The 18,345-nt window shown below is 63.0% G+C and carries 18 protein-coding genes; 4 read left to right on the forward strand and 14 right to left on the reverse strand.

The features are described from left to right. The first annotated feature begins 78 nt into the window (after positions 1–78). Genes ACX9OW_RS04970 through ACX9OW_RS04980 form a run of 3 tightly spaced genes read left to right on the forward strand, consistent with a single transcriptional unit; the run spans position 79 to position 6,025 of the window. Entirely contained in the window at positions 79–1,377 is a 1,299-nt protein-coding gene (locus ACX9OW_RS04970) for a TolC family protein (protein WP_275942804.1), read from the forward strand. Then, entirely contained in the window at positions 1,374–2,888 is a 1,515-nt protein-coding gene (locus ACX9OW_RS04975; RefSeq protein WP_459061999.1) for an efflux RND transporter periplasmic adaptor subunit, read from the forward strand. Before ACX9OW_RS04970 ends, ACX9OW_RS04975 begins: the two co-directional genes overlap by 4 nt. Continuing rightward, positions 2,885–6,025 (forward strand): efflux RND transporter permease subunit, encoded by a 3,141-nt coding sequence (locus tag ACX9OW_RS04980; protein WP_005413407.1) that lies wholly within the window; start codon positions 2,885–2,887, stop codon positions 6,023–6,025. Before ACX9OW_RS04975 ends, ACX9OW_RS04980 begins: the two co-directional genes overlap by 4 nt. Before the next feature lie 104 nt (positions 6,026–6,129). On the opposite strand, the gene ACX9OW_RS04985 is transcribed toward ACX9OW_RS04980, so the two are convergent. Together ACX9OW_RS04985 and ACX9OW_RS04990 are read right to left on the reverse strand one after the other, a co-directional pair. Further along, entirely contained in the window at positions 6,130–6,960 is an 831-nt protein-coding gene (locus ACX9OW_RS04985; RefSeq protein WP_005413408.1) for a DUF4198 domain-containing protein, read from the reverse strand. A 26-nt stretch (positions 6,961–6,986) separates the two neighbouring features. After that, positions 6,987–7,316: a TonB-dependent receptor gene (locus ACX9OW_RS04990; protein WP_223025135.1), complete on the reverse strand. Its 330-nt coding sequence runs from the start codon at positions 7,314–7,316 to the stop codon at positions 6,987–6,989. A 46-nt stretch (positions 7,317–7,362) separates the two neighbouring features. Between ACX9OW_RS04990 and ACX9OW_RS04995 the strand changes: the two genes are divergently transcribed. Then, positions 7,363–7,551: an arginase family protein gene (locus ACX9OW_RS04995; RefSeq protein ID WP_187756563.1), complete on the forward strand. Its 189-nt coding sequence runs from the start codon at positions 7,363–7,365 to the stop codon at positions 7,549–7,551. Between the two features lie 29 nt (positions 7,552–7,580). Here the strand turns inward: ACX9OW_RS04995 and ACX9OW_RS05000 are convergent, their stop codons facing one another. From ACX9OW_RS05000 to copL, 12 genes are all read right to left on the reverse strand, one after another. Further along, a complete protein-coding gene (locus ACX9OW_RS05000) occupies positions 7,581–8,132 on the reverse strand; it encodes a DUF305 domain-containing protein (protein WP_031269107.1) in 552 nt (183 codons plus the stop codon). A gap of 74 nt (positions 8,133–8,206) precedes the next feature. Further along, on the reverse strand, positions 8,207–8,482 hold the full coding sequence (locus ACX9OW_RS05005; RefSeq protein ID WP_005413412.1) for a hypothetical protein: 276 nt from the start codon (positions 8,480–8,482) through the stop codon (positions 8,207–8,209). A 28-nt stretch (positions 8,483–8,510) separates the two neighbouring features. Continuing rightward, positions 8,511–10,646: a copper-transporting P-type ATPase gene (locus ACX9OW_RS05010; RefSeq protein WP_024957401.1), complete on the reverse strand. Its 2,136-nt coding sequence runs from the start codon at positions 10,644–10,646 to the stop codon at positions 8,511–8,513. A 247-nt stretch (positions 10,647–10,893) separates the two neighbouring features. Beyond that, a complete protein-coding gene (copD, locus tag ACX9OW_RS05015) occupies positions 10,894–11,823 on the reverse strand; it encodes a copper homeostasis membrane protein CopD (RefSeq protein WP_459062000.1) in 930 nt (309 codons plus the stop codon). A 10-nt stretch (positions 11,824–11,833) separates the two neighbouring features. Then, positions 11,834–12,217, reverse strand: coding sequence for a copper homeostasis periplasmic binding protein CopC (gene copC, locus ACX9OW_RS05020; protein ID WP_005413416.1), 384 nt, complete (start codon positions 12,215–12,217; stop codon positions 11,834–11,836). A 178-nt stretch (positions 12,218–12,395) separates the two neighbouring features. Beyond that, entirely contained in the window at positions 12,396–12,746 is a 351-nt protein-coding gene (locus ACX9OW_RS05025) for a four-helix bundle copper-binding protein (RefSeq protein WP_012480213.1), read from the reverse strand. Positions 12,747–12,816: 70 nt separating this feature from the next. Beyond that, entirely contained in the window at positions 12,817–13,341 is a 525-nt protein-coding gene (locus ACX9OW_RS05030) for a DUF411 domain-containing protein (RefSeq protein ID WP_012480214.1), read from the reverse strand. Positions 13,342–13,355: 14 nt separating this feature from the next. Beyond that, positions 13,356–13,865 carry a nuclear transport factor 2 family protein gene (locus ACX9OW_RS05035; RefSeq protein ID WP_031269112.1) on the reverse strand — a complete coding sequence of 170 codons (510 nt, stop codon included), beginning with the start codon at positions 13,863–13,865 and terminating at the stop codon, positions 13,356–13,358. 19 nt (positions 13,866–13,884) lie between these two features. Beyond that, positions 13,885–14,655, reverse strand: a complete 771-nt coding sequence (locus ACX9OW_RS05040) for a c-type cytochrome (RefSeq protein WP_005413420.1) — start codon at positions 14,653–14,655, stop codon at positions 13,885–13,887. 12 nt (positions 14,656–14,667) lie between these two features. After that, positions 14,668–15,936, reverse strand: a complete 1,269-nt coding sequence (locus ACX9OW_RS05045; protein ID WP_005413421.1) for a copper-binding protein CopB — start codon at positions 15,934–15,936, stop codon at positions 14,668–14,670. Further along, a complete protein-coding gene (locus ACX9OW_RS05050) occupies positions 15,933–17,801 on the reverse strand; it encodes a copper resistance system multicopper oxidase (RefSeq protein WP_012480217.1) in 1,869 nt (622 codons plus the stop codon). Before ACX9OW_RS05050 ends, ACX9OW_RS05045 begins: the two co-directional genes overlap by 4 nt. A gap of 113 nt (positions 17,802–17,914) precedes the next feature. After that, the gene (gene copL / locus ACX9OW_RS05055) at positions 17,915–18,334 is read right to left on the reverse strand and encodes a transcriptional regulator CopL (RefSeq protein WP_012480218.1); all 420 of its coding nucleotides are present in this window, start codon (positions 18,332–18,334) and stop codon (positions 17,915–17,917) included. Between the last annotated feature and the right edge of the window lie 11 nt (positions 18,335–18,345).

Below are 18,345 nucleotides of genomic sequence, written 5' to 3' on the forward strand. Positions count from 1 at the left end.
CCCCCTCCTGGATTGACCCGTGCTCGTGCTGCATGCGTTGCAGCGCGCTCGTTGTCGTTTCCCGGAGGTCTTATGGAGATGTCTTTCTTCTTGCGTGCAAGGCGCAAGATGGCGTGTGGGTTCGTGTTTGCCCTGGCGCTCAGTGGTCCTGTGCTGGCGGCATCGCCCGCTATCCCGATCAGCTACACAGAAGCCCTACAACGGGCGCTTGCTAACGCCCCAACCCTGCACGTGCGCCGATCGCAGATCGATGCCAGTACCGAAGAAGCCGCGCGTGCTGGCGCGCTTCCCGACCCACGTTTGATCGTGGGGCTGGCGAACTGGCCCGTCAGCGGACCCGATGCCTTCAGCTTGCGGGCCGATGAGATGACCACCCAGCAAATCGGTCTGATGCAGGAGTTTCCTGCGCGTGCGAAACGACGTGCCGAGCACGCGTTGGCGCAAGCGACGCTGGCGCAAGCGCGCTCACTGTCGATGGCCGAACAGCAGATGGTGGCCCAAGCGGCCGCGCTGGCCTGGATCGAGCTGTGGAGTACGCAGCAAGCCGTAGATGCGTTGGAAGGTCTGCGCGAGCCGGCCCGTATAGCCGAGCGTGCGGCGCGTGCTCGCTTGGCAGGCGGCACGGCCGGGGCCAGTGATGTGCTTGCCGCCCAGGCCGCCCTACTGCAGTTGGACAATCGCCTGGAGCAGGTACATGCGGAGCACGCCGCCGCGCAGGCCGGCCTGGCGCGGTGGTTGGGTATTGCACCAGAGGCGATCTTGGCCAGTGGTGCGGCACCGGATTTTTCGCAGTTGCCATTGGAGCCCACCCAACTGCTGGCCAAACTGGACCAACACACGCCACTACTGGGCTGGGAGGCACGCGAGAGCTTAGCCCAGGCCCAGGTGGATGCGGCCGTGGCCGAAACCCGCCCGGATTGGAGTGTGGAGCTCACCTACGGACGTCGCGAGCGCGCACCCGACGGCATGGCGCGCAGCGACATGCTCATGGTGGAAGTGGGTGTGGGCCTGCCGCTGTTCCAGAAGAACCGCCAAGCACGAGGCATCGCGGCACGGCGGGCCGAGCTGGAGGCGGTGTCCGCAGAGCGCGATGAGGCCCGGCGCATCCAAGCCGAGTCGGTGCAACGCGCGATAGCGCGATGGCGCGGGTTAACCGGCCAGTTGGAGCGCCAGAACACGCAGAGCCTGCCTTTGGCGCGCGATCGTGCACGCACGGCGTTGGCCGCCTACGGCGCCGGTGCCGACCTGCAGCCGTGGCTGGAAGCGCGGCGCGATGAGATCGAATTGCACCTGGAGAACGCCCGTCTGCTGGGCGAACAGGGCCGTGCCTGGGCGGCACTGGCCTATCTGCTACCCCATGAGGAGAACACGCCATGAGCCCGACCAAGACGCGTCTCACACAGCTCGCCGTGGCCCTCGGGTTGCTGGCGCTCGGCTTTGCCGGCGGCTACGCCTGGATGACTCGAACCTCTGATACCACCCCGCCCCCCGGCACGAGCGTCGCAGATCAAGCACGCAAGGTGCTGTACTGGTACGACCCCATGGCGCCGGAGCAGCGATTCGACAAGCCGGGCAAATCTCCGTTCATGGATATGGAGTTGCTGCCCAAATACGCAGATGAGGCCATAGGGGGCGGAACGCAGATCGATCCGCGCCTGCAGCAGAACGTGGGCATACGCACTCAGGAAGTGACGGTAGAGTTACTAGGGACTGCCGTACGCGTGCCGGGCACACTGACGTGGGATCTGACCCAGGAAAGCGTGATCAGTGCGCGCATGGAAGGCTTGATCACCCACGTGCAGGTAAAGGCGCCGTTTACCGAGGTTCGTCGTGGTCAAACGCTGGCCACCGTGCAGGCCCCGGCATGGAACGCGGCCATCGCCGAAGCACATGCCCTGAGCCAAGCTCAGTCCGCGGGCGCGCGTGAGCTGCAGGGTGCGGCGCAACAACGGTTGCGTTCGTTGGGTGTTCCTTCTGGCGCCTCGGCCAGAAGTGGCGTCGTGCTTAGCGCAGACCACAGTGGTGTCGTGACCGAGATCCTGGCACGCGAGGGACAGACGGTGATGCCCGGTACGCCACTGTTCAAGATCAATGGGCTGGACACGTTGTGGCTGGAGGCCTCGGTACCCCAGGCAGCGCTGGGCACCTTGCGGCCGGGGACCTCAGTGCAGGCCACGGTCAGTGCCTGGCCGGCAGAGCGCTTTGCCGGACAGATCCAGGCGTTGCTTCCCCAGGTCGACATGGCTAGTCGCACGCAGCGGGCGCGAATTGTGCTGCGCAACCCGCAGCGTCGGCTGGTGCCGGGCATGTTCGCCGAGGTTCTGGTGCAGCCCGACGCCGAGCAGGCCCTGCCAGTCGTTCCCACGGAGGCGCTGATCGCCACCGGGCGGGACAGCCGGGTCATCGTGCAGGATCCGGACGGGAGCTTCCGGCCAGTGCGGGTGAGTGTGGGACGTAGCGTGCAAGGGCGCACGCAGATCGTGGCAGGCTTGGCCGGTGGTGAACGCGTGGTCGTCTCGGGTCAGTTCTTGCTCGACTCCGAAGCCAATCTCTCCGGTGCGTTGGAGCGCCTGGGTGCTGCACAACCGACACGCCCTGCCAGCGCATCAGGTGTGCACGAGCGCCATGACGCCGGGCACGAACCACGCACTGTCGTGCCGTCACCGTCCAGACAGCCGGCGCCTGTCGCGCCAGACACCTCCACCTCTACGCCGCCGCGCTGCCCGGTGCAGTACTGGTATGACCCGATGGTGCCGGAGAAGCATTTCGACAAGCCGGGCAAGTCACCGTTCATGGATATGCAGTTGGTACCCAAGTTCGGCCCCGCCGCAGCCGCTGATTGCCAGGCAAGCGAGGTCATGTCCGAAGCGATGGAGGGCACACCATGATCGCGCGCCTGATCCATGCTTGCATCGCCAATCGCGTGCTGGTGCTGGTTGCCGCCGCGCTGCTGGCGGTGGTCGGTATCTGGTCGGTAAAGAACACGCCGCTGGATGCGCTGCCGGACCTGTCCGATACCCAGGTCATCATCCGCACGCAATGGGCGGGGCAAACCCCGCGCATCATCGAAGACCAGGTCACCTACCCGTTGGCCACCACGATGTTGTCCGTGCCGGGCGTGAAGGCGGTACGCGGCTTCTCCTTCTTCGGTGATTCATTCGTCTACATCCTGTTTGACGATGCCACTGATCTTTACTGGGCGCGCTCTCGAGTGCTCGAGTACTTGAGCCAGGTACGCGATCGACTTCCGCCGAATGTGAATCCGGCGCTGGGTCCTGATGCGACAGGACTGGGCTGGATCTACCAGTACGCCTTGGTGGATCGGACAGGTCAACGTGATGTGGGGCAGCTGCGTGCGTTGCAGGACTGGTTTCTTCGTTATGAGCTAAAAACCGTGCCGGACGTGGCTGAAGTAGCCAGTGTGGGCGGTGCGGTGCGCGCCTGGCAGATCCAGCCCGATCCGCAGGCGTTGGCGGCCCGTGGACTGACGGTGGCCGAGCTCATCGAGGCGGTGGATGCGGCCAACGGCGCTACCGGGGGCTCGGTGATCGAACAAGGCGAAGCCGAACTGATGGTGCGCAGCGAAGGCTACCTGCGCACACAGGAGGCGTTCGAACAGGTGCCGGTAACCGGCAACGACGGCATCCCCGTCCTGCTCGGCGAGGTGGCCACGATCAGTCGCGGGCCGGTCTTCCGTCGTGGTATCGCAGAGTTGGATGGTCAAGGTGAGGTGGCCGGCGGCGTGATCGTCCTGCGGACCGGCAAGGATGCCTTGGGGGCCATTCGGAACGTCAAAGCGCGACTGCAGGCGTTGCAATCCAGCTTGCCCGAGGGCGTGGAAGTGGTGCCGGTGTACGACCGCTCCGAGCTGATCCAGGATGCGGTACGCAACCTCACCCACAAGCTTGGCGAAGAGTTTCTGGTCGTAGCGCTGGTATGCCTGCTGTTCCTGTGGCACCTACGCTCGGCGTTGGTGGCCGTCATCACCCTGCCTTTGGGTATCCTGGCGGCCTTCATCGTGATGCACGCCCAGGGGATCTCCGCCAACTTGCTGTCATTAGGCGGCATCGCCATCGCCATTGGTGCGATGGTCGATGCAGCGGTGGTGATGATCGAAAATGCACACAAGCATCTGGAGCACTGGCGGGAGGCGCACGGCCGGGAACCTCAGGGTGAGGAGCGCTGGCAGCTGATGGCCCGCTCGGCGGCCGAGGTCGGACCGGCCCTGTTCGCCAGCTTGCTGGTCATCACCCTGTCTTTCGTGCCGGTTTTTGCCCTGCAGGCGCAGGAAGGGCGATTGTTCTCGCCTCTGGCCTACACCAAGACCTACGCGATGGCCGCCGCAGCAGGGTTGTCGGTGACCTTGATCCCCGTCTTGATGGGCTACCTGATCCGCGGCCGCATCCGCCCGGAACAGCAGAACCCCATCAATCGCATCCTGATCGCTGGCTATCGGCCCATCCTGCTGTGGGTCCTCAAACATCCCGGTGTCACCTTGCTGCTCAGCGGCCTGCTGCTAGTGCTCACCTTGATCCCCTTTAGCCGGTTGGGCAGTGAGTTCATGCCGCCCTTGGAAGAAGGCAGCCTGTTGTACATGCCCACGGCCCTGCCCGGCCTGTCCGCCGACAAGGCCCGTCAGTTGCTCCAGCTCTCGGGCCGGATGATCAAGACCGTACCGGAGGTTGAGCACGTGTTCGGCAAGGCGGGCCGTGCCGAAAGTGCGACCGATCCGGCACCGATCGAAATGTTTGAGACCACCGTGACCTTCAAGCCGCGGGATCAATGGCGCCCGGGCATGACCCCCCAGAAGCTACGCCAGGAGTTGGACGCAGCGGTCAAGATTCCCGGTCTGACCAACCTATGGGTCCCGCCCATTCGCAATCGCATCGATATGTTGGCCACCGGCATCAAGAGCCCGATTGGGATCAAGGTCTCCGGACCCGATGTGGAGCAGATCGAGCGCCTGAGCCAGCAGATCGAGCAGGTGGCCAAGACTGTGCCCGGCGTGAGTTCGGCACTGGCCGAACGCGTCACGGGTGGGCGCTATGTCGATGTACAGGTGCGCCCGGAAATCGCTGCACGTTACGGATTCACTCAAGGCCAACTCCAGCAACTGATTGCCACGGTCGTTGGCGGTGATCCAATCGGGGAAACGATCGAGGGGCGCGAACGCTATCCCATCGTCTTGCGCTACCCCCGTGGCCAGCGTGACTCGTTGCAGGCCTTGCAGGATCTGCCGCTGATCGCGCCAGGCGGTGTGCAACTGACCTTGAGCCAGGTGGCGGAGCTGTCAATCAGCCCAGGCCCGCCGATGCTCAAGAGCGATAACGGCCGGTTGGTGGGCTACATCTACGTGGATGTGGCCGATCGCGACTTGGGATCGGTGGTCCAGGACCTGCAAGCCGCGGTGCAGACCCAGGTGAGTTTGCCTGCCGGCTATGGTCTGGCGTGGTCGGGGCAGTACGAGTATCTGCAACGGGCTTTGGCACGCCTGCAATGGGTGGTGCCCGCGGCGTTGGCGATCATCTTCCTGGTCATCTGGATGGTGTTTCGCCGGCTTAGCGATGTATCCATCATCCTGCTCAGCTTGCCCTTGGCGTTGGTGGGCGGTTTCTGGTTGATCTGGGGGCTGGGCCATGCGATTTCGGTGGCCAGCATGATCGGATTCATCGCCCTGGGCGGCGTTGCGGCTGAGTTCGGCGTCATCATGCTGCTGTACCTGCGTCATGCCTGGGAGCAGCGCTTGGCCAGCGGTGCGCCGGAAGATGTGTCTACCCTGCAAGAGGCTATCTACGAAGGCGCCGTGCAACGGGTGCGCCCGAAGGCGATGACGGTAGCCGTCATCCTGGCCGGGTTGTTTCCGCTTTTCGTCGGTGCCGGTGCCGGCTCGGAGGTCATGCAACGTATCGCCGCGCCGATGCTGGGTGGCATGCTCACCGCACCGGTGCTCTCTATGGTGGTGATTCCCGCAGCGTTCTATCTAGTGCGGCGACGTGGATTGCGCGCGGCGCGGGGCGACCAATGAGAGACAGACTGAGCACTTGAGGTAAGTCCCCACAAAAAGACGCCAGTCATGGAAGAAGTCATGACTGGCGTCAAAGGGGAGAGTACCGCCTACATGCTTACTTATCAGTGCCCGGCGTGCGGGGAAATCTCAAAGCTCAGCGACGCCCGATCCGACACAAAATCCAAACCCTTTTGTGTAGAGGGCACAATGTGATTGGTGTGGATGTACCAGGTCTTGGCGGTGGTCACCTGGAAACTGGCTTGGCCTTGGGCATCGGTGCGCAGGAGCGTAGCGCTACCGTGCCCACCCTTGACCGGTGCGTCAGCACGATGACCGACGTACACGCGTAGGTTGGGCACTGGCGTGCCCTGCTGCAGCACCTGGAACGACAGCTGTTCGCCGACCTTCACGCTTCCAGGATTGCGGGCCAAGCGGATCTCCAGCGGATAGCCCAGCGAGGCAGCGAAATCGTCGGTCAGTTTTGTGCCCACCTGTCCAATGGTACGAGCATGCTTGGTATAGCTATAGGTGACCCCTTTGGGAAACTTGCTCGCATCATAGGTGGCCAGGGTATCGGGCAAGTCTTCCAACTCCAGGTACTTGCCGAACTCGCTGGCCGTACGCGTGCTGGTGGAGGCCATCGTCGAGACCCCCAGCAGATAGGTGCCCTCGCCCGCCGGATGCACGGTGAGCTGGCTCTGCTTGCCGACCTCTTTCCAACTGGCCAAGTCCGGTGCAGCCTTAGCGCCGCCCTGACTCAGCGAAACGTCCTGTAGACGCGCTCGGGTGACTGCACCTGCACTTTCATCGAAGGTGCCATTGTTCACCAACGCTGTGTTCGCCTCGCCCGCTGCGGTGCCAGGCTTGGAGAAAGCGACAAACAGGTCGTGCGCACCGGCACTGCCGGCCACAGCGAACAGCAGTAGTGTGGCGGATAGTTGCGTGTTTCTCATGATGTGTAGCTCCTCGTGATCGTGGCTTACCAGTGGTAACCAAAGCGGACATTCCAGCGACGACCCAGCAAGTCGTACGTCATGGTGTCGGTGTCGGTGTTGGGGTTGTTCTTCACGAACGGCGCCTTCTTATCGAGCACTTTTTCAACGCCGGCGGAGATATCCCACTTCTTCTTGATGCCGTAGCTCAGTTGCAGGCTGTGGTACACCACGCTGGACACATGCGAGCCGATCGTGTCGGGCACGGCGATGATGTCGTCCGCGCTGCCGATGTACTGCGCCGAATAGACGCCGGTCCAACGGTTCTTGCCCATACGCAGTGAGCCCAAGCCACGCCACTGGGTGTAGCTACCCAAGCCGCTGGTGATCTTGCCGGCGTACTCAATGGTGGTGGCCCCGGGCGTGAGCGCCCCCAACCCACGCGGGGTGAGTCTGGAGGTCCTGGAAGCCCTGCTGGATCTGGTCATGGCCTCGGGCAAGGTACGTGTGGTCGACGTGGCGGAACTGTGTCCGCCCCTGGATCCGGATCAAGCCACCGCACGTGTGGCCGCGCGTTTGATCCACCGAATGGTCAGTGCGCAGGCTCAGTGAAGTGATATCGGCTGGCAAAAGGCAGTGAGCTAATGGGAACGCTCAGCCAGCAACTGCTTCATTTGCGCGATCTCCTGTGTCTGCGAGGTAATAATGTCCTGGCAGAGCTTCACCAACTCAGGATCCTTCAGACGATTCTCCTCACACATCAGGATGGCGCCAGCGTGGTGGGGAATCATCGAACGGATGAACTGTTTGTCAGTGACCGCTGCTTGAGTGCGAATGCCCCACCAGCAGAACAGCATGAACGCCACCGTCAGACCAGCCAGAATCAGATTGCGTCGGCGATCGGGGTACATGCTGGACATTAGCCACAGCTCGATCAGCAGCATGGGAGCGGCCATCAGGCCCGCCATGTAGAACTGGTTCACGTTGTTATAGACGTTAGCCCACTGATCGACCATTGCGTACATCAATGCGTACATGGCCACGAAAGACAGGCCCATCATCAACAACAGGCGGCCGTAATGGCCTTGATGCCCTTGTTGTGCCTGGTGGGCAGGTTGGTGTGAGGCGTGCGGTTTTGCGTGCTGGGACTGCGGGTCTTGCGCGTTTTCGTGCGTACCGTGCGAAGAGGACATAACAATCTCCGTGGGAATGGCAGAACGGCGGAAGAACCCGCGAACTGTTGGAACAGCTCCCGGGCTGAGAACACTTACATACCCTTGCCGGCAGCGAATTCCTGCGGGCTCAGCTTGCCATCTTTGTTGCTATCGAGCATGCCAAAGTGCGGCGCCAGCTTGTGCTTGGCCAGTTCTTCCTTGGACAGCGAGCCGTCCTTGTTGGCATCGAGCTTGGTGAAATCGGCATCGGCCGCCGCCGGCTTGTGCTGACCGTGGTCGGTGGTGGGCGTGGTGGTCTGGCCGCCGGCGAAGGCCGCGCCCGCCATCAGGAACAAGGCCATCATCGAGAGGGAGGCATAACGCTTCATTGCAGTACTCCTTGTGGGATATGAGCCATCAGTGACAGGAATGGCCGCGCGCAGGCTCATCGGCGCGGTCAGGGTGGGGGGTGGCAACAACGGTGGAGCCGGACAAACGCAGGGCATTGGTGACCACCGAAACCGAGCTCAGGCTCATGGCCAGGGCCGCCATCATCGGACTGAGCAAAAGGCCGAAGCTGGGATACAGCAAGCCGGCGGCGATAGGCACGCCGATGGCGTTGTAGACGAAGGCGAAGCCCAGGTTCTGCTTCATATTGGCCACCGTCAAAGACGAGATGGCACGGGCTTGCACGATGCGCCTCAAATCACCCTTGACCAGGGTGAGCTGGGCGCTGGACATGGCCACATCCGTGCCCGTCCCCATCGCGATGCCCACATCGGCTGCCGCCAGGGCCGGCGCATCGTTGATGCCATCGCCAGCCATGGCCACGCGACGACCCTGGGCTTTGAGTTGCTGGACCAGGTCGGCCTTGTCCTGCGGCTTGACGCCACCACGCACATCCTCGATGCCCAGCGTGCGCCCCACGGCCTCGGCCGTCGCCTGTGCGTCACCGGAGGCCATCACCACGTGCAGGCCATCGGCACGTAGCAGGTTCAAGGCAGGCAAGGTCGTGGCTTTGATGGGATCAGCCACCGCAATGGCGCCGGCCAACCGACCATTGACCGCCAGGAACATCACGCTAGCGCCTTCTTTCCGAAGACGCTCGGCGCTGCTTTGCAAAGGTGCTACATCGGCGCCAACCGACGCCATCAGGCTTTGGTTGCCGAGCACGACATCCTGATCGGACACGCGCCCGCGGACGCCTTGGCCGGTGAGCGAATCAAAATCTTGGGCGGCCACCAGGTTCAAGCCACGTCGCTGGGCTTCAGCCACGATGGCCTCGGCCAAGGGGTGCTCACTGCCCTGCTCCAAGCTGCCGGCCAAACAAAGGATCTGATCGGCGTCGAAGCCGGCGTTGGAGAGCGTGTCGCGAAAGGCTGGACGCCCCTCGGTCAACGTACCGGTCTTGTCCACGATCAACGTGTCGATCAGACGTAGCTGCTCGATCGCCTGAGCATCGCGGAACAGGACCCCGACCTGCGCAGCGCGGCCAGTGGCGACCATGATCGACATGGGGGTAGCCAAACCCAAGGCACACGGGCAAGCAATGATCAGAACCGATACGGCATTGAGGACGGCAAAGGTCCAGGACGGTTCGGGTCCAAACAGACCCCATCCGAAGAACGTGAGCACCGCCGTGGCCAGCACGGCCAGGACAAACCAGTACGCCACCTTGTCCGCCATACGCTGCATCGGCGCGCGGGAGCGCTGGGCTTGGGCTACCAACTGCACAATCTGCGCCAGTACCGTCCCGGATCCGACTTTGTCCGCCCGGATGACTAAGGCGCCCGTCCCGTTGAGCGTGGCGCCTATAACGTGATCACCGACAGCCTTCTCCACCGGAATGGGTTCACCGGTCAGCATCGACTCATCGACACTGGCGCGGCCTTCGATGACTTCCCCATCGACCGGCACCTTCTCGCCCGGTCGTACGCGAAGCAGATCACCCACGTGCACGTGATCCAGCGCAACGTCCTCTTCGCCCCCATCGGGTTTGACGCGGCGAGCCGTCTTGGGCGCCAATCCCAGCAGGGACTTGATGGCCGCCGAGGTTTTGGAACGCGCCCGCAGTTCCAGCAGCTGTCCGAGCAGGGTGAGCGAGACGATGACCGCTGCCGCCTCGAAGTAGACCCCTACCCGTCCATGCTCGCGGAAAGAGTCCGGAAACAGGTCCGGTGCCACGGTGGCCACCACGCTGTAGCCAAACGCGGCGGCCACGCCGATGCCGATCAGCGTCCACATGTTGGGGCTGCGATTGCCGATGGACTGTAGGCAGCGCTCAAAGAAAGGCCACCCCGCCCAGAGCACCACCGGGGCGCTCAGCACGAGCTCAATCCAGGTGCGCGCCTGCGTGGACAAGCCGGGCAGACGGTGTCCCAGCATGGCCAAGACCAGGACGATCAACGTCAAAGGCAACGTCCACCAGAACCTTCGGGTGAAATCGCGTAACTCTGGATTGTCGTCCTCCTCCAGCGAGGGCATCTCCGGCTCCAGCGCCATGCCGCAGATCGGACAGGTGCCGGGACCTGGCTGACGAATCTGCGGATGCATCGGGCAGGTGTAGACCGTGGCGTGGGTACCGCTGGGTTGGGCCACCGCTGCTGGGGCGGTCACTTCAACTTGCTGGGGAGCATCGTCCGTATAGCGGACGGGATTGGTGATGACCCGTCCATCCGCAGCCTCGACAGGGGCTGCGCCTGCAGAATGGTGATGGTCATGGGACGACGGTGAGTTCATGCCGATGCTCGCTTTAGTGGGGATGGACTGCCAAGGCAGTGTGCCATTGCGGGTTACACAGCTATTCGGGGCTGAGCGTCCCGAGCACTGAAACAACAATCAGGATCAAGATGGCCAGCGCGGCCTCAGCCGTAACACTCTGCCGCAAAGCCCGCACCTCCTGCGCGGGATCTCCGCTGGTCAGCGCTCGTTCCAAGCGCGGCACCAGCGTCCATCGGTGCAGCGCTCCCAAACCCAGCATTCCAGCGAACAGGGCCAGTTTGAAAAGCAGCAACTTCCCGTAGGTGCTCTGGAACAGGGCCGATAACGACCACGCGGTGAGATCCCCGTAGTGCGCGATGCCGGACACGATGAGCGCACCAACGAAGATCGTTCCCAGCGTCGAAAAACCATGCAGAAAGTCATGCGTTGATCGCAGACGCCCGCTGCCGTTCGTCTCTTTGCCGCGCAGCAGCATGGCAAGGAACATCAGGACCGCTGCGATCCAGCCGCCTGCCGCGAGAAGATGGACGATGCCTGCAGCAAGCCGGACCGCGCCTGCCAAGCCCTCGCCAGCGGCGGCGTGGCCGTTCCATGCCAGCGAAGCGAGTGCGCCGCCCGCCAGCATCGCCCCCAGCGGGAAGGCGGTCTCCACCTTCCCGCGGCGACGATGCCATCCGAGCACGAACATCAGGGCGACCAGCAGCGCGCCTCTCGCCATGGCTGCCCGGCCCGCGGACGTCTCGAGCAGATACCAGCCAAGCGATGCGCGATCAACCTCGGCAAGCGGCATTCCCATGATGCCCGCGGTCTTGAAGACGACATCGAGCCCGGTGAGCACGAGACCGGCTACGGCACCCGCCAATAGAACGCCCATGAGTGACCACCCGGCCAAGGCGTCGGCGAGTGCCGATCGACGCGACCCGTACCAACCGAAGAGTGGAACCCCGAAAAGAACCATGATGACAAGGTATTCCAAGAATCTCAGTGCATAAGCCGACAGGTCGAACATTCGCGACTCCTCAGCGCACCGTGAAGCTGAAGCTGCCCGGCATGGGGTGGTTGTCACCACCGACGGCGCGGTATTCCACGGTATAGACGCCCGGAGCCAGCGGTCCAGGCAACTTGGCACGCAGGGTCTTGCCGTTGTTGACGATCTCGGTCGTGAAATTCTCGATCGGCATGGTGGAACTGCCGTGCTTCATGAGCAACTTGAGACGCGACGCCCGCGGAATCAATGTCTCGTTGAACACGAGATCGATCTGGCCTGGCGAGGCCACCACCGCATTTGCCGCCGGTGTGGACTGCTGCAGCGCGGCGTGGGCGTGCGCGACCTGCAGCGAAAACTGCCCGGCCGCGATTGCGAGGACGAGCGCGAAGGAGCGAATGACGTTGGACGACTTCATATGGATAAATCCTCATTGGAATGTGATGCAAAGCCCGTTCGGGAGGGGCCGCGCTGTGTTCGATGCGACAAGCGTTAGATGTCGGACTGTCACTGAAACCACGATTTGTCGGATTTTCTTGATACTTCCGCTTTCGCGAGACGAGGATCCCACCGGCTCAGGCGGGATCCTCGACGCATTACGCTGCCATGGCGCTGCAGCTTTCCGCGCAGCGGCGACAAACTTCGGCGCAGCGCGTCATCTCAGGGTCGTTCATGGCGTCGCATGCATCGGCGCACTGGCGGCAGATCTCCGCGCAGGCACCGCAAACCACGTCGTGAACGCTGGCACCGCGCAGCATCGCGTCGGCACTGGTTGCGCAGGTATCGGCACACGTCGCCAACAGCGCGATGTGCTCCGGGGCCGCGTGAACACCTCCTTTGGTCAGGCAGTAGTTGATGGTCTCCAGGCAGATCGCATGGCATTGCGTGCAGTTGTCGATGCACTCGTTCATGGCCTGGGGCCGGTGTGCTGCGGAATGGTGAGTCATGTAGTTCTCCTTCTTCCTCGCGGGCGAGAATCGGCGCGCCCGCAACACCGTCCCCTGTTGCTGCGACGGATCAGTGCTGTGCGAACGGTTCAGTGGTTCCGTCGCGATGTATCAGCTCGACCGTGAACGGCTGCTGGCGTCCCTCCGGGACCTCCATGCCCGGAGAACCAAGCGGCATCCCTGGGAGGACCAGGCCGCGTGCGTTCGGCTTTTCTTCGAGGAGACGCTTGATGTCCGCGGCCGGAACGTGGCCTTCGATGACGTATCCGCCGATCTCGGCCGTGTGGCAGGAGCCCTTTGCATAGGGGACACCCAACCGCTCCTTGACCAGACCCAGGTCATCCATGTCGTGCACATCCACGGTGAATCCCGCCTTCTGCACGTGGTCGATCCAGACACCGCAGCACCCGCAGGTCGGGGTCTTGTGGACGGTCATGCGTGGCAGGGCTGCTGGAGTCGCGTCGGCTGATTGGACGACAACCTGTGCGGAGGGCGAGGTTGTGGGTTGCGCGGATGAAGCATCCTGGGTGCAAGCACCCAGACCAGCCACGGCAAGGACCACAAAAGTCAGACGGTGCAATGTGAGCGTAGTCATTTCAATCTCTCGACTCAGCGCTTGGTCCGCGAGGACCAGTGGATGTGGACGATCCGCCAGCCGTCCGCGGTCTCCTTCAGCACCATCGTCTCGTCGCTCTGGACGGTCAGTGGCTGGCCGTCCTTCTGGGCATGCAACTCGCTTTCGGTTCCGACCCACGCGAACTCGCCAGCGGCTCGTGCGCGCTGACGGAGCAGCTGGCGATGGGCGCCCTTGAGGAACGCCGCATCGCTGACTGCGTGATGGCCCATGTATTCCTCGCGGCTGCGTTCGGCGCCCCCGGACTCGAGGATGAGAACGTCGGCAGCGAGCAGGGCTTCGACCGTGGCCAGATCGCCGCTAGACAGGGCCCTGTTGAAACGCTCCGCTACGGCGACCGCGGCCTCTGCAGTGACTGGGACGTCGACGTCCGCAGATGCCGCGGCAGCGGGGTGATGTGCGTGCGGCTGTGTCGCCTGCGCCATTGCGGGGGACACGACGGCCAGTGCCAGTGCGAGGGTGAACGAGATTGCTGTTGCGTTCATTGCGTGGGCTCCAAGAAGATCAATGGGGGTGCGCATGGCCGTCATCGGCCACGGGCGTGTGTGGTGCAGGGTGCGACTCCACCTTGCCGTCGGGATGGCCGTGGCTCACCAACCCGACTTCCGTGTCGCTGGGTGTCGGGCCGTGGTGATCGTCGTCCACGCCCGGCGGGTGCGCATGCGGCATGGAGTTGTTGCCCGGCTCGAATAAGGCAGGGTGATCCTCGGCCTTTTCGTCGTCATGGTGGCCTTGCGTCTCGCCGCCGCCATGCGAATGGCCCTCGCTGCTGTCGACAAGTTCCTTGTACGCAGTCGCGTCCAGCGTGGGCAACTTCTGCAGGAAGGCCGACATGTTCCATATGAACTCATCGTCCATGCTGCCGCCCCAAGCGGGCATGCCGCTGGCCTTGATGCCGTGCTTGATCACCCAGAACGCCTCAGCTGGAGCGACCGGCTGTTTGCTTAGGTTCGGTGGCGCGGGGTACAGGCCCTTGCTCATCTCGGTGGCCGCCGCGTCTGGTGAAAGATGGCAGGTCACGCACATGGCGTTGTAGTTGCCCGCACCCTGGCGGATACGCTCAGGATCATCAAGGTTCGTGGGTAGCTGAAGCTTGGCGGCGCGCACCTCAATGGAACGCTCGCGCGCCGTTTCAAGTAGCGCATACACCGGGCGACTATGCGGATCGTCGGCGGCCACGTTGTACACGCCCAGAGAGAGCGTGGCGGTTGCGACCACCGCAACCAATGCCACGCCGGCACCGAGCCATACCCACATCTTTTTGTTGGATTTCATTGTCAGTTCCCCTTAGAACCAGGTACGAAGGCCGATGACCAAGCGCGTGTCTTCAAAGGACTCGCCATGCTCGCGTCGCATGTCTGCGGTATTGCCAAACGCGCGCTCGTACACCACGCCGATGTAGGGAGCGAACTTTCGGGTGAACTCATAGCGAAGTCGTAGCCCCGCCTCAGCGGCACTCAGACCCGAACCTATCCCGCGCAATGGATCGTTCTTGCCATAGGCGGTGACTTCCACCAGCGGCTGCAAGATCAGCCGGTTGGTTAGCAGCAATTCGTACTCGGCCTCGACATTGGCGGCAGTCTGGCCCCCTTCGCCGAGATAGGCTGTGGCGGACACTTCGAACTTCATCGGCGCCAAGCCCTGTACACCGATAGCGGCGAAGTTCTGCGATGCCCCAGGCTTGAAGTCATGACGCACACCGGCCACCACATCCCACCACGTGGAGATACTGCGGCCGTAAAGCACTTCCAGATCAGCCGACTCGGTCTGACCATCCGTGCGTTCGCCTTCACTGCGGAGCCAGACGCGATTGAGGTCCGTACCGATCCAGCCCTGGCCCTCCCAGCCCAGCCCGGTGCCCGGATCGGCATCCCAGGTTTCCAGGCGATTGAGCAGCACGTAGCTCTTGATCGAGTTGTCATGCACCGGATGCGCGTGTTCCGGCGCGATGGCCGCCTTGCGATCCGCGTCCGTCACCGCGGGAATCGGGGTGCGCGGCTGCGTTGGCGCTGCAGGCCCGTGTCCCATCTGACTGTGGTCCATGCCCTCCATCGATTGCATTCCCGCTTCTGGTGTAGCGGGCGCGGGCGAATCATGGCCCATCTGCGAATGGTCCATCCCCTGCATCGCAGGCGTGGCCGTGCCGGAGGTGTCGGCTGCAGCGGGCTGTGCCATCTGACTGTGATCCATGCCCTGCATCGACTGCGCCTGCGCTGTGGGCGCCGCAGGTGTGCTCGCGGGCGAGCCGTGCCCCATCTGCGAATGGTCCATGCCCTGCATGGCAGGCTCGGCTGCGTTAGCCTGCGGCTCGGCGTGGCCCATCGCCGCATGATCGATCGTCGCTTCGCTCGTCTTGGCCGGTGTTGCAGGCTTTTGGGCTGGCGCAGGTTTTGATGTCGGTGCCTGATGTGCAGAGTGATCCTGAGTCTGGGTCTGCGCGCCCTGCTCCATCTGCATGGAGCCGTGCTGCATAGATTGGGCGCTGGCCGCATTGGCCAGGGCCAGCGAGATAGCCGTCAGCGCAGTCAGGGTGGTATCGCGTCTATTGATGTTCATTCGTCGACCCTCACCGTGCGCATCATTCCGGCTTCCATGTGATAAAGCAGGTGGCAATGGAACGCCCAGCTGCCCAACGCATCGGCACGCACGCGATACGTGCGTCGGCTACCTGGCGGCATATCCACCGTGTGCTTGCGCACCATGAAGTTGCCGTTGTCGTCCTCCACGTCACTCCACATGCCGTGCAAATGGATGGGATGGGTCATCATCGTGTCGTTAACCAATACGATGCGCATACGCTCGCCGTAGTTCAGCCGCAGCGGCTCGACATCGGAAAACTTCTGACCGTTGAAGCCCCAGGAGAATTTCTCCATGTGTCCGGTCAGATGCAGCTCGATCTCGCGACCGGGGTCGCGTCCGTCAGGGTCTTCAAAGGTGCTCTTGAGCATGGAATACGTCAGCACATGACGGCCGTTATCGCGCAGGCCATTGCCCGGATCATCCAAGCGCGAACTCACGCTCATGGCTTGGTTGTCCAACAGGGGATTGTTGGTCTCGCTAGCAGGGTGTGATTGCATGCCCCCGTGCTGCATGCCTGCCATGGCACCATCGCCGGCGGCGGGCATCGCATGGCCTGCATGGGCCGAGGTCGCGTTACCGCTGACAGGTGGGGTCATGCCAGGCATGCCCATGGCCGCACCACAGCCGCCTTCCATGCCCTTGCTGCCGCCAGACATATCCATCGACCCATGATCCATGCCCATGTCTGCCATCGTCAGCAGCGGCCGGGGATCCACAGACGGAACGGGCGCGCGTAATCCTTCGCGCACAGCGAGCGTGCCGCTGATGTAGCCGGTGCGACCGGAGTCTTGGGCAAAGATGGTGAATGCGTCCTGCCCGGAGGGCTCCACGATCACATCGAAGGTTTCTGCTACCGCGATGCGGAACTCGTCGACGGAAACCGGATGGACATACAAGCCATCTGCCGCCACCACGGTCATCTTCAGCCCCGGAATACGCACATCGAAGTACGTCATGGCAGAGCCATTGATGAAACGCAGGCGCACCTTCTCGCCACTGCGGAACAAACCGGTCCAGTTGCCCAGTGAGGTCGTGCCGTTCATCAGGTAGGTGTAGGTGTTGGCGTTGACGTCGGACAGGTCCGTGGGCGTCATCCGCATCACGCCCCACATCTTGCGATCTTCCAACGTGGCCGACAGGCCGTTGCGCTTCACATCGCGCGCAAAATCGCCGACCGTGCGCTTGTAGTAATTGTCATGGCCCGGCATCTTCTTCAAACGATCGAACAGGGCCGTCGGGTCCAGGTCTGTCCAATCGCTCAGCATCACGACGTAGTCGCGATCGAAACTGAAGGGCTCCGGCTCCAATGGGTCGATGACGATCGGGCCATAGAGCCCGGCTTGTTCCTGGAACCCTGAGTGGCTGTGGTACCAGTAGGTTCCGCCCTGATGCAGGGTGAACCGGTAGTGGTAGGTCTCACCACGTCCGATACCGTCAAAGCTCAGACCCGGCACGCCGTCCATGTTGGCCGGCAAAATGATGCCGTGCCAATGGATGGAGGTGTCCGCGCCATGGATGGAGTTAGCGGGCAATGCATTAGAGACGCGCAAGTTGACCGTGGTGCCTTCCCGCCACCGCAGCAACGGCGCCGGAACGGACCCGTTGACCGTGATCGCGGTGCGGGTCTTGCCGGTGAAGTTCATCGGCGTCTCGCCAATGGTCAGGTCAAACTCAGTGCCCGATAGTACGTTGGGTTGTCCCGGCCCCTTGAGCGCCCAACTGGCTTTGGGCCAGAAACCTAATCCTGCGACTGCGCCTCCCAAGGCCAAGCCTTGGACAAATCGCCGCCGCGAAGGCAGCAGCGGTCCACCGCGTGGACCACGAAAATCATCATGCGACATGAAAATGCTCCAAGCGTCGTGTTGCCACCGGCGGGCGGTGGTACAGAGCGGGCGGCTGGCCTAAACAGGCATGCAAGCCACACCAACGGCGCCATTGCGGCGCCTAGGGACGCTTAGCCGATCGGTGGTCGGATCAGATGAGGCAAGGCAGGTGCCGCATGCCCTAGGGGCAGCGGCATGACATCCAGGCCCAAGGCCAGTTGCACCGAAACATGCAGGCGCGCAGGAAGTGCGCTCGCGCAAGCGTGTACGCAGGCGCACCGGCACGCAGAAGACTTGCAACAGTCGGGACCGGCATGGTCGCCATGCCCAGTGCCAGCCTTTTCAATCGATGTGGCATCGGGATGATGCTCAGCACTGTGATGGGCGAAGCAGTCTTCGTCGACTTGCACCGCGGCAGCCACTTCGCTGGCCTGCTCTTCCATGACCGGGTTCATACTGACGGACGCAAACGCCGACCACGCGCCGTTAAGCACGAGCATGGCGATCAGGAACAGTCGCAGTAGAAGTGAGGAGGCTGACACGGGCGACATGGTATATCACT

Source organism: Stenotrophomonas genospecies 5, assembly GCF_054473825.1.